Annotated in this window: 6 protein-coding genes; all 6 read left to right on the top strand. The window is 46.0% G+C overall.

What is annotated here, in order from left to right; genetic code table 11:
* Positions 1-154: 154 nt before the first annotated feature.
* The 6 genes from AB6805_RS15605 to AB6805_RS15580 all read left to right on the top strand — a co-directional run bounded on the left by AB6805_RS15605 (position 155) and on the right by AB6805_RS15580 (position 13,039).
* Positions 155-6,274 carry a fibronectin type III domain-containing protein gene (locus AB6805_RS15605; RefSeq protein ID WP_370910354.1) on the top strand — a complete coding sequence of 2,040 codons (6,120 nt, stop codon included), beginning with the start codon at positions 155-157 and terminating at the stop codon, positions 6,272-6,274.
* A 394-nt stretch (positions 6,275-6,668) separates the two neighbouring features.
* Positions 6,669-8,855 carry a GumC family protein gene (locus AB6805_RS15600; RefSeq protein WP_370910353.1) on the top strand — a complete coding sequence of 729 codons (2,187 nt, stop codon included), beginning with the start codon at positions 6,669-6,671 and terminating at the stop codon, positions 8,853-8,855.
* A gap of 10 nt (positions 8,856-8,865) precedes the next feature.
* The gene (locus tag AB6805_RS15595) at positions 8,866-9,945 is read left to right on the top strand and encodes an acyltransferase family protein (protein WP_370910352.1); all 1,080 of its coding nucleotides are present in this window, start codon (positions 8,866-8,868) and stop codon (positions 9,943-9,945) included.
* Between the two features lie 120 nt (positions 9,946-10,065).
* Positions 10,066-11,499 carry an O-antigen ligase family protein gene (locus AB6805_RS15590; RefSeq protein ID WP_370910351.1) on the top strand — a complete coding sequence of 478 codons (1,434 nt, stop codon included), beginning with the start codon at positions 10,066-10,068 and terminating at the stop codon, positions 11,497-11,499.
* Positions 11,496-12,212 carry a TolC family protein gene (locus AB6805_RS15585; protein WP_370910350.1) on the top strand — a complete coding sequence of 239 codons (717 nt, stop codon included), beginning with the start codon at positions 11,496-11,498 and terminating at the stop codon, positions 12,210-12,212. Before AB6805_RS15590 ends, AB6805_RS15585 begins: the two co-directional genes overlap by 4 nt.
* Positions 12,213-12,271: 59 nt before the next feature.
* Positions 12,272-13,039, top strand: coding sequence for a prolyl oligopeptidase family serine peptidase (locus AB6805_RS15580; RefSeq protein ID WP_370910349.1), 768 nt, complete (start codon positions 12,272-12,274; stop codon positions 13,037-13,039).
* The last annotated feature ends 17 nt before the right edge of the window (positions 13,040-13,056 follow it).

The following is a 13,056-nucleotide window of genomic DNA, read 5'->3' as shown; positions in this document are numbered from 1 at the left end:
TCACCTTTGGATAGATATCCGGAGTGTATTTAATTTTTACCATCTCCTTTGAATTGCAAGTATATCCGGCTTTCCGGATCAGTGCTTGTTATACTTTTTTTTCTGCAGTTAAAGCCGAATGACTGTCAGATAACATAACATACAACATACTTCCATGAATCGAACTTTACACCGCATGCTCCTTTTAATGCTCTTAGGTCTCTGCTGTCTATCAGCAGTGAAGGCACAAACAGCATTAAACCCCAGTGATCCCGTTATCACTTACAATCCAGCCAATCCCCCAGCGGATCCACAGTATGATAAGATCACCAAATGGGTGAGAACAGTCAGGATGAGTTATAACACGGATTCTTATAAATGCTACATTTATAAGAACATGGCGTTTCGCCTGAAATTCCCCAAAACGTACGCTCCTGGCGTGAATGATGGAAAAAAATATCCCATCTACCTGTTCTTTCATGGTGTAGGTGAAAAAGGCACCATCTATGATAACGAATTCCATTTATTATGGGGAGGCCAGACATGGGCCAACCGCGTTGATAATGGTCAATTCGACGGCTACTTAATATATCCTCAAAGCCAGGGCGGCTATTGGGGTCCGAACGATTACGATAACCTGAAAGAAGTAATCGATTCCATTGTTACCAGTGCGAAAGGTGATCCCGATCGCCTGATCGTAAATGGATTGTCCGGTGGCGGATGGGGCACATGGGAATTCACCATGCGCTATCCCCAGTTAACGGCGGCTTCGTTGCCAATGAGTGCGATGGCCATAGACTACGGCAATCATATTGATACCTACAAATTTACGCAGATGTGGCTTTTCCAGGGTGGCCTGGATGGCAACCCGGCTCCTTATACGACCAACCAGGTGGTGGCATTGATTAATGCCGCCGGTGCTAATTTTAAACTTACTACTTATCCCAACGATGAACACAATACCTGGAACGATGCATGGAATGAAGCAGATTTTGTTCCCTTCATGCTGAGAGCCAACAGGCTGAATCCTTATCCATTATATGGTTCATCCACTTTTTGTCCTGGTCAGACTATTACCATAGGTATAGCGCCGGGATTTTCGCAGTATGAATGGCAGAAAGATGGCGTCACTATATCTACCGGCACATCCAACTCGATCGTGGTTACCACTCCCGGTACCTATCGCGTTAGAGGACAACTCCCTACCGGCTGGACCGGCTGGTCAGTTACCCCGCTGGTGATCAGCTATAAACCTGCTTCTCCTGCGCAAACCATTACTACCTCCCCTGCCCTTGCCAGCAATGTGCTTCCGGCTACAGATGGCACTACCAGTCTTACCATGCAGGTACCGGCCGGTATGCTCAACTATGAATGGATACGTGCAGGCAGCGCTACCGTTCTCAGCACCACTAACACTTTAACTACTTCTACTCCCGGAGCATATGTAGTGCGGGTTACAGCACCCAACTATTGCATCGGTACTTACTCCGATACTTTCCGGATCATAAACAGTACTGGTGTAAACGGGCCTGATCCTATCAGCAGCCTGGCTATAAACAGTTTCACCAAAACACAGATCGTACTGTCGTGGGTGGAAAATGCCACACCGGCCTACAACGAAAAGTACTTTGAAATATACCGCGCAACCCAGGCGGGTGGCCCGTATGTGCTTGTTGGTAAAAACAATGCCAACGTAGTTACTTTTACTGATAACAATCTCATTCCAAATACCAACTATTTCTATAAAGTACGTCCTGTAAACGACAATGCAGCCGGGCCTCTTTCTGCGGAAGTGAAAGGCACCACTGCGTCAGACAGCTCTGCTCCTTCTGCCCCTCCGTCTTTAACCCTCGGTAGCTACACCAACAACCAGGTAATACTAAACTGGTTGGCCGCTACAGATGATGCAGGTATCGCCGGCTATGATATCTATGCAAACAATGTGTTGGTAACCTCCGTAGGCAAAGTACTTACTGGAACCGTAACCGGTCTCGCAGATGGTACCTTGTACAACTTCTACGTGAAGGCAAAAGATGTGTCGGGAAAATCATCTACACCAAGTAACCAGGTAACGGTGAGAACCAAAAAGGCAAATCTTAATTATAAATATTATACCGGTTCTTACAGCACATTGCCCAACTTCACCAATCTTACGCCTGCGCAAACAGGCAAGGCTTATGTGCCTGACCAGAGTATCGTACCAGCCGGTGTTGCCACCAACTACGCCGTAATGTGGACAGGTTATATCCGTATCCCTGTTACCGGTACCTATAAATTTGAAACGTATTCAGATGATGGCAGTAAGCTGTATTTCAATAAAGCATATACTAACTCCGCTACTGCTACCGTAAACAACGATGGCGCACATGCGGCGGCTTATGCAGCTGGCACTGTAATTGTCAATGCGGGTGTGTATCCTATCACCGTTACTTACTTCCAGGGTAGCGGCGGTTCTGCAATGGGCGTATACTGGACCAGTAGCGCGGCAGGCATTAATACCCGCACGCTGATACCTGCAGAGGCCTTTGTGGATACATCCGTCGTGAACGGTACCGCTCCTACCGCCCCAACTACTCTCGCAGTAGCTGTAAACAACTACAGTAAACTGAACCTGACATGGGCAGACAAGAGCAATAATGAAACAGGCTTTGAAATTTACAGGAGCACCAGCAGCGGCGGCACTTATACCATTGTGGCTACAGCTGCTGCCAACGCGGTAAGCTATACAGATACCGCGCTGAACGCCTCCACTCCTTATTATTATAAGATACGGGCTATCGGCCTTTATGGTGAATCTGCTTATACTTCGGTAGCCAATGCTACCACGGCAGCTAAACCATTACCACCGGCAGTACCCACCAACCTGGTTACACAGGCGCTTTCCACCCAGGTAGTAAAATTAACCTGGACCGATAACAGCACCATTGAAACAGGCTACGAAGTTCAACGTTCCCTGGCAGACAGCCTGCACTTCAGCGTGCTGAAAAGCCTTGGTCCTGTGGCTTCCGGACAGGGAACTTTCAATGACTCCTCCCTCGTCGCCAATACAATTGTATACTATAAGGTAAGAGCTTTTGGGGAAGGTGGTTACTCTGCATTTACCAAAGCAGTGATCGCAAAATCACTGAACAATCCACCGGTGATAGCCGACATCATCAGTCAGACGATCCGCTATGGTACTACCCAGAGCATACCGTTGTCAGCTACCGATCCGGATAATGATGTGATTACTTTTAGTCTTTATAACGCACCTGCATTCTTCTCCCTGCAGCAAAACGCAGGTACCACTTCCCTGATCCTGGCGCCAACAGCAGCGCAGCAGGGCACCTATAACGGTGTTGGCGTGATTGCTACAGATGCTAACGGAGGAAAGGACACCGCGTTGTTTAATATCATCGTAAATGATAACTATCCTCCGGTAATAGATTCTGTTGCAGGATGGAGCGTGGATGAAGGAACGCAGAGAAACGTAAAGGTATCCCTGCATGATCTGAATCCGGGTAATACCTACACCTGGACAGCACTCCAGATCCCGTCTTTTGCCACCATCACCAGTAATAATGATACCTGTGTCATCAACCTGCAACCAGGATTTGGTGCATCCGGTACCTATACTGTTAAGTTACAGGCAGCCGACAACAAGGGAGGCATTGATGTACGCAGCTTCCTGTTAACGGTGGTAGATAAACCAACGCCTAATTATAAGCTGCTCCTCAACTTCACACTGAACAGCCTGGCGCCTGCACCGTGGAATAACATTACCGGACCTACCGCCAATCTGAAAGACGACAACGGAACAACCACCAGCGTTGGCCTGTCGTTCGATGAAACCTGGTGGGCGGCCGGCACAGAAGGTGCTACCACCGGCAATAACAGTGGTGTATACCCTGACGCCGTAATGAGCCAGTACCTCTACTTTGGTTCGCTTCCCGGCTTCTTTACAGGTGCGCCGGCTATGCACGGACATCTCACCGGCCTGGAAACAAACAGGACTTATTCCATTAAGTTCTTCTCCAGCAGCAAATGGTGGGCGCCGCAGCCGGACAACGGCAGTACGCAGTACACAATTAATGGTGTAACCAAAGCCCTGAACGTTCAGAATAATACTACGAATACAGCAGTTTTCGAAAACCTGACAGCAGATGCTAACGGTGAAATTAAATTTACCCTCAGCGTTCCTGCAGGCGGACAGGTAGGTTACATCAATGCGATGGAAATAAACGCAGGCGGAGCCGGCGACACTACCGTCGTGGTAAATAAAGCCCCTGTAATTGCGGCTATTCCGAATAAAACGCTGGCAGCCGGAGATACCCTGCATGTGCAGATCCAGGGATCCGATCCTGAAAATGATGCCATTACTTACACCGGTTATAACCTCCCTGCCTTTGTTTCAGTAGTACAGGCACAAGGTAGTAATCCTTACCTCCTGGTGGCTCCTGCTACCAGCAATGCCGGCCAGTTTAATAACATCGGCGTAATTGGTACTGATACGCATGGCAACAGCGACACGGTGGTATTTAACCTCACCGTAAATGCACCGGCAGGTGGAGATACCAGCGGATATAAACTGCTCCTCAGTATCAAACAAAATAGCACAGCACCAGCACCGTGGAATAATGTTACCGGAAAAGTGACCACCAACCTGAAAAACGACAAGGGTCAGACAACTGCATCAAGCCTGGTGTTTGATGAAACCTGGTGGGCTACCAACGGTGAAGGCGCTATTACCGGTAATAACAGTGGCGTATACCCCGATGCGGTGATCAACGACTTCCTCTACTTTGGTTCATTGCCGGGCTTCTTCACAGGAGCGCCAAGCATGACCGGCCACATTACAGGCCTGGAAGCCGGTAAGAAGTTTACCGTTAAGTTCTTCTCCAGCAGTAAATGGTGGGCGCCGCAGCCGGACAATGGCAGCACGAAGTTCACTGTTAACGGCGTTAGCCAGACGCTTTATGTACAAAACAATTCTGCGAGCGTGGTGAGCTTCACAAACCTCAGCCCCGACGCAAATGGTGAAATAGTATTTACGCTGAGTATTCCTGCAGGCGGACAGGTAGGTTACCTGAATGCCATCGAAGTGGTTGCAGGTACTTCCTCAGCACCGGCAGTCAATCACGCACCGGTAATAACAGATATTACCAACCAGAGTCTGGAGGCAGGTTCCAGTCTGAATGTTCCGGTGACGGCAACGGACGCGGACAACAACCCGATTACGTATAGCACCGTCAACCTGCCTTCTTTTGTTACCCTGGTACAATCAGGTGGTAGTGTATCCCTTTCTGTAGCGCCAACTATCAGCGATGCAGGTACTTACAATAATGTAAAAGTTATTGTGAAGGATACATACGGCGCTGCCGACACCACTACATTCAATATCACGGTAACCCAGGCGCCTAACACCAGTGGCAGCTACAAACTGTTACTGAACTTCAAGCTCAATAATACGGTACCTGCGCCGTGGAATAACATTACAGGCGCAACGTCTAACCTGAAGAACGATCAGGGACAAACCACTTCCGTAGGATTAAGATTTGACGAAACATGGTGGGCTGCCGGCGTTGAAGGAGCTACCACCGGTAATAACAGCGGTGTATATCCTGATGCAGTACTGGCTGAATACCTGTACTTCGGTTCATTGTCCGGCTTCTTTACAGGCGCGCCGGTTATGCACGGTCACCTTACCGGGTTAAGCGCTAACACTACTTATACCATCAAGTTCCTGTCGAACAGTAAATGGTGGGCGCCGCAGCCGGATAACGGCAGCACCCAGTTCACCATCAATGGTGTAAGCAAAACATTGAATGCGCAAAACAATACCAGCACTACCGCAGATTTCGCGAACCTTACAGCAGACGCTAACGGTGAAATTGCGTTTACGCTCAGTATCCCTCCGGGCGGTCAGGTAGGCTATCTCAATGCAATGGAAATTGTAGCGACCACCAACATTCAGAACCTGGGCAATAATACGCAGCTGATGGGAACGGGTAATTCAATGATCACCACCACAAATACTGCAAAAAGCAGTATGCTGGTGAACGTTTATCCAAACCCTTATATAGATAACCTGGCCATTGATATGACACTGCAGAAAACAGCACCTGTAATGCTCATTGAAATCAATGACCTGAGTGGTAAGCGCCTCTACAGCGAAACCAGGAAAGAAGTACCACAGGGTAAAAACCTGATAAGGATCAATACACAGCGTACAGTGACACTGCCGGGTGTATATATCCTGAGGATCACTTCTTCTACCGGTGAAACAAAGAGCGTTAAACTTATCAGGCAGAACTGAGTTGTAACTGAATGATTACTATAAAAGTAAAACCGTTCCGGGCAATGTTCCGGAACGGTTTTTTTATAAAATAATCGCTTTACCCGCCAAACTTCAGCGGTTACCAACTAATTTTTATGTTTCGCTTAAAAATAAAGTGTGTTTTAATATAATCTTTTACCTTTGAGCCATAACCGGATATACCAGGATAGCTTTGCTCCCCGGATATCTCCCCATTAACCTCATCCTCAGCCAAAAACCTGATATATTGTAGGGCTTCTTGCCTGACATTATCATCTTATTTTTTACCATCTCCTCTGACATACCAGTTACCACGCCGGGACAAGGCCGATGTACGTGTATTTACGTATACCTACCCCTGCGTATCAATTAAAGCTTAAAGGAAAAATTCTATATGGACATTGTGTATTTTATAAAGGCATTGCTTAAAAAGAAATGGTGGATCCTGTTCAGCACCATTGCCGCTGTTGCAGCTGCATTTGCCTTTACCATCGGCAAACCCAAACTTTATGCCTCTACCGCCCAGATGGCGACAGGTTTTACAACGAATGAACAAATCAAACTGCGGGACGAAAATCTGAACCTCTTTGAAGCAGACGTTAAATTCGATAACGTCATCGAAACCATGAATTCCCCGCTGGTGATCGGATTGCTGGCCTGTGACCTCATGGTGCACGATCTCACCTCCACTAAACCTTTCAGACATCTTTCAGAAAAAGATCTGAAAGATCCTCATTATACCAGTGCCAACAAGGAAGAAATTGTGCGCATCTGCCGTCAGAAAATTGATTCGCTGCAGATACTTTCTTCTTCCCAGCCGGAAGAAAGAAAAATACTGGAGTTCATGAAGATTTACCGGTACGACTTTGAGTCTATCCGTAAAATGTTGTATGCCGCACGTCTTTCCCGTACGGATTATATCAATATCATTTGTTATTCAGATAATCCTGAATTATCTGCGTACACTGTTAATACCCTTTACAAAGAGTTTATCCGTTTTTACCGCAGCTCCCGTTCCGAACGCTCCGTTGAAAACGTAGAAACATTTGAATCACTGGTAAACCAAAAGAAACAGGAACTGGACCAGAAAGTAGAAGCGCTCAGAGGTTACAAAACACAGCAGGGTGTGTTAAACGTAGAAACCGCCAGCGGTAACGAATGGGATCTGATCAAACAGTTTGAGAAATCTGTATCAGACGAAAGAGCGAATTACAATAACCTGCAGGCTTCCCTTGACAATGTGAACGCACAGTTGGCCCAGGCAACCAGTGGCAAACCGGCCTACTCCAATTCAAATGGAGAAATAGTTACGCTGAGAAAACAGATCAACGATCTGAACGACCAATATGTAAATTCCGGTTCCACTGACAATGCACTGGCAGAAAAAATAAAAACGCAGCGCGCCAAACTGCAAAAGGTATTGTTGGATGCTTCCTCTACCACAGGCAAAGTAAGTACTCGTGAAGAGCTGATCCAAAGCAGGGATGCATTGGAAGCACAGGTAAGCGCCGCTAAATTAAATATCAGTACCCTGGAAGCAAAGATCCGTAATCTCCGTTCTTCCGTTGGTTCTTATGCCAATAAAGAAGCTACGGTTACTTCCCTGCAACAGGAAGTGGAACTGGCACAGGATGAATATAATAAGCTGAAAGAAAAACTTGGCTCCGCCTTAGATAACCGGAATGTGCCACAGGATAATTTCCGTCAGACATTAAAAGGACAACCGGCTTTCACACCAGAATCATCCAAACGGCTCGTCATTATGGGCATGTCCGGTATGGCTGTTTTTATGATCTCCTGCATCGGTATCCTTTTCAGGGAGTTTATGGACAACTCACTGAAATCCCCTTCTGTATTTAACCGCAGCTCCAACCTGAAGCTGATTGCTACCATCAATCATACTAATCTTCAGAGATATAAACTGCTGGAAATATTACAACGTAAAACGGATGAGGCACAATGGCTGAAGAGACAAAATGTTTTCCGTGAACTTTTACGTAAACTCAGGTATGAGCTGGAAAGCAGTGGCAAAAAAATATTCCTGTTTACCAGTACAGAACCCCAGCAGGGTAAAACCACACTGCTGCAGGCAGTGGCATACAGCCTTAGCCTGAGCAACAAAAAAGTATTGATCATCGATACCAACTTCTGTAACAATGATGTAAGCGTGCAAATGGAAGCGAAACCAACCCTGGAGTATTTCTCTGTACCACCGGAAGAGTTTTCCATTGAAAAAGTAAAAGAGATTGTTACTACTTACGAAACACCGGGTATTGAAATTATTGGATGTAAAGGTGGCGACTATACGCCGTCAGAAATTTTACCGGCAAACCACCTGCTTAATTACCTGCCTGAACTGAAAAAACATTACGATTATATTTTGATGGAAGGTGCCCCACTGAACGATTTCACGGACAGCCGGGAACTGGCTGCCTATGCGGAAGGTGTGGTAGCAATTTTCTCCTCCCGCTTGAAGATGAAACAAATTGACAGAGAATCTTCCGAGTTCCTGGAGTCTCTCGGCGATAAGTTCCTGGGAGTGGTTTTGAATAATGTAAAAGAAGATTTTATTGAGCTTTGATCTTTAAAATATGCATCAACGGATCTTTAAAGACATATTTAGTTTGCGGCCCGAAAAAAATGATTCGCGTTATGCCTGGATCGACTATGCCAAGGGAATAGCCATTGTACTGGTGGTTTACCGTCATCTGGCATATGGTCTGGTTGCGCGGGGCGTATCTCTTCCTAAAGAAGTGCTTGCCACAAACGACATGCTTTACAGTTTCAGAATGCCTTTATTTTTCCTGCTTTCCGGATTTTTTTTCAGCAGAAGTGTTGCTAAAAGAGGTGCCAGGAACTTTGGGATATCGAAGATCAATACGCTATTATATCCTTATATACTTTGGGCAGTCATACAAATCAGTTTGCAGATCTTATTTCCGAAATACGCAAATGCGGAACGGTCTGCAACGGATTTCCTGAATATACTGCTTCAGCCCAGAACGCTGGATCAGTTGTGGTACCTGTTTGCATTATTTAATGTTACCATGTTGTATCTGCTCACATCACGGGTGTTCAAAGAGAAAAAGTACTGGCAGGTGATAGCAGGATTGGTACTGCTTGGCGTAGCGCCATATGTGCACAGCAGCAGCGCGCTTTATGACATTGCACTGCACTACATCTACTTTGCTATCGGGGATATTACCGCGGTTTACTTTTTCCGTACACAAATACAGCAACAGTTATCCAACCCGGTGAACCTGCTGATGCTGACGCCGGTGTTTTGTGTGCTGCAATGGTATTACCTGTATCATCAACAAATGAACCTGTACCTGTTAATGCTCATTGCACTCAATGGCTGTTTATTTGTCATCATGCTGGCATCCTGGCTTGCGAAGCTGCACAAGCTGCAGTTCCTGAGCATAACCGGCCACTATTCCCTGTACATCTATCTCCTGCACATTACTGTTTTTGCGGGGTTACGCGCGGTACTGCTGGGCATAGGGATAACCAACGGAATCGTGTTGCTCCTGATCTGTATACCATCCTCAATATTGCTTTCAATTATTGCTTACCGTTTACTGGTAAAATTAGGATGCAGTTTCCTGTTTACGGGAAAGTTTGGTACCAGCTCTTCAAATGGAAAAATCATGACGTATAGTTTTATATGAAAACACAACCAAAGAAAAAGCCAATAGACCAACATCTTCACCAGATGCTGATTCTCATCTTTATAGCGCTTACTATTATCGCTATGGGTATTAAAATAGTATTCTTATAAATTGACCTAAGTGGAAATTGCGAAGAAAAATATTTTCAACATATTTATTATTATCGGTTGGGTGCTGCTGATTCCGGCAATAGCCTACATCGGCGCCCAGGAGGTAAAATACATTGCGTTGCTGATCGGGTTGGTGATAGGGATCACTGTTGCGGCGATTTCCATTCTGAACTACCGTGCAGGTTATTTCATCTCCTGTACAGTGGCGCTGACCGTGCGTTTGCTCGAAAGGATGTCCGGCACGGAAATACCCGTGGGCGTATTAATAGATGCCATTCTGCTGATCACATTACTCGGTAGTTTATTAAAGGCCGGAGACGATAGTATCAAGAAAGTTAACTTTCTCCGGGACCCGGTGCTGATCACTTTTTACATCTACGGCGGCTATGTGTTGTTGCAGTTTTTTAATCCCGCCTTTGTATACGACCGGCATGGCTGGACCACCTTTGCGAGGGTATTTGTCCGCAATATGATCTTTATGTACCTGGTCATGAAAATGATCCGTAACATGAATGACCTGAAAGTATTCCTGAAATTCTGGATCATCATACTTACTGTTGCGGCCTTTTATGCGTGTATTCAGCAGTGGTTTGGATTAATGCCGTTTGAAAAAGCATACATCGCCAAATACCCGGAGAAATTCAAGACCGTGATTATCCTCACCGGCATCCGGATTTTCTCCTTTGTGTCGGATCCTGCGGTGTTCGGCGTTATCATGGCCTGCGGTTGTATCATGAATATTGTATTGCTCACCAGCTCCAATAAAATGATATCAGTACCCAAAAAAGTGTTTTTGCTGATATCGCTGGCACTTCAGTTTATGGCACTGGGCTTTTCCGGTACCCGTACGGCTTATATCATGGTTCCGATGGGGCTTATCATCATGTTGTTTGTAAACCTGCGGAACAGGAATACAGTGATTGGTGCGCTGGTATTTGTATTTGCTTTCCTGGTATTGATGTTTGGGCCGTTTCACGGCAACTCAACAGTTATCAGGATGAGAACAGCCTTTTCCGGTTCAGAGGATGCCTCCCTGAATGTGCGGGAAGTGAACAGGCATCGTATACAACCTTACATCTACAGCCATCCTATCGGTGGCGGATTCCTCAGCTGCGAACCGGGTTCGGGCAGCGAGCTGGATGGCTTTCCCCCCGACAGCGGTTATTTACGTACGGCGCTGGAGCAGGGATGGATAGGCTTAATACTGATCATGGTCAATATTTACCTGGTAATGCAATACATGGTTGCCAATTATTTTGCCAGCAGAACAGAAGTGGAAAAGCAGTTTACACTGGTCATCCTATGTGTGATGTTCGCACTGGTAGTAAGTATTTACGCACAGGAATCGTCCGGCCTTATTGAATCAGCGTTGCTTTATTATGCCCTTAACGGCATCTCTATAAAATTAAAATATTTATTATCATCTCCAAATATCACAACATGAAACGAGTACTATTCTTTTTATTAGTAGCATTAACAGGTACAATGGCAAAGGCGCAAAGAGCCGATACCAGTATTGTGCTGCGCCTGCCAGCAGATTTGCCGACAGTGACCAGGCTAAAAGCAAGACTGGTGGAACTTGCCATGGAAAATCCGCAGATCAAAGCATTGGACATAAAAAAACAGATTACAAAATACGATGAAAACAGGGCTAAAGCCGGTTGGCTCGACATGATCGTTGCTTCGGGTAACCTGAATGAATTTACCATAAAAGGAAGCGGCACCACCAGCAACAACACGTTATACCCCAGGTACAACTTTGGTGTCAATGTGCCACTTGGTCATTTGATCAGCATTCCTAACGAAGTAAAAACTGCAAAGGCGAACGGAAAAGTGTTCGAGCAGCAGAAAGAAGGCGAAAAGCTGGCTTTAAAATCTGCTGTATTGCGTGCCTATGAAGATTATGCAGCAAACAAACAGTTATATGAGCTGCAAATGCCTTTGCTGGAAGATTCCTACAATCATTACAAACAGGTGGAACAGCGTTTCTCCAAAGGAGATCAAAACACCGCTGTGGAAGGTTTGAATGATGCTTACCGCATCTATAATGCAGAAATGGTGCGTAAGGTAAATCTTGAAAGAGATGTAAGACAATCGAAGCTGGTACTGGAAGCAATTATCGGTACATCATTGGAGGAAGTGCTGCTGCATTTATAATATCGGGGATTGTGAACATGGTATCCGGCAACGCGGATTACTGAAAATTAAAATCAAGGATGAGAGTATTTCTTATTATCACGCTAATGCTGCAGACGGCGTTATTGTCTGCACAGGACTTGAAACCATTTAAACAGATTGAGGTACAGATTACGCCCTGGCACCATATTCCGGCGCTGCTGAAGCTGCCGGACAATCTGAAAAGCGGGAAAAGATACCCGTTGCTTATTTGTCTTCATGGCAGAAGTATCGCCGGTACTGATCTTACCAAGATCTTCAGACAGGGTGTAGCAAGACAAATGCACGAAGGAAAGAATATTGATGCTGTCAATAAAGTGGACGGCAAGAAATATGAGTTTATTGTGCTGGCGCCGCTGGCCACCAGCTGGTCGCTTGGCCCGGAACACCTGGATGCTGCCATTACGGATGTATTGAAAAGATATCCGATTGACTCTTCCCGTATTTACATCACAGGATACAGTGCAGGCGGATGGTCAGTGGGAATGGCCGTTACCGATAAAAGAACGGCAAAGCGGGTGGCTGCTGCCGTGAACATGTCGCCGGCTACTATCGATGCCGAGAACCTGAAAAACTTTCAGTTAACTGCCCAGAACAATATCCACGTGTGGTATTTCGGTGGTAGTGATGAACCGGTGTTTCTTGGCAACTGTAAACTTTATGCGGACAGTACCAATAAATACAAACCAGGGCTCACCAAACTGAGCATTGGCGATCATAAACATTGCTGCTGGGAACAATACTACAACCCTTCCTACCGGGAAGATGGTATGAATATTTACGAGTGGCTGTTGCAATTCAAAAGATAACCAGGTATGTCCAGGCG

It is taken from the genome of Chitinophaga sp. RCC_12 (genome assembly GCF_041360695.1).
Taxonomy (GTDB): Bacteria; Bacteroidota; Bacteroidia; order Chitinophagales; family Chitinophagaceae; genus Chitinophaga.
This window is presented reverse-complemented; position numbering and strand designations above follow the sequence as displayed.

Excerpts from the sequence above, each read along its gene's own strand:
- AB6805_RS15580 (WP_370910349.1), top strand. The coding sequence starts at position 12,272 with ATGAGAGTATTTCTTATTATCACGCTAATGCTGCAGACGGCGTTATTG.
- AB6805_RS15585 (WP_370910350.1), top strand. The coding sequence starts at position 11,496 with ATGAAACGAGTACTATTCTTTTTATTAGTAGCATTAACAGGTACAATG.
- AB6805_RS15605 (WP_370910354.1), top strand. The coding sequence starts at position 155 with ATGAATCGAACTTTACACCGCATGCTCCTTTTAATGCTCTTAGGTCTC.
- AB6805_RS15600 (WP_370910353.1), top strand. The coding sequence starts at position 6,669 with ATGGACATTGTGTATTTTATAAAGGCATTGCTTAAAAAGAAATGGTGG.
- AB6805_RS15595 (WP_370910352.1), top strand. The coding sequence starts at position 8,866 with ATGCATCAACGGATCTTTAAAGACATATTTAGTTTGCGGCCCGAAAAA.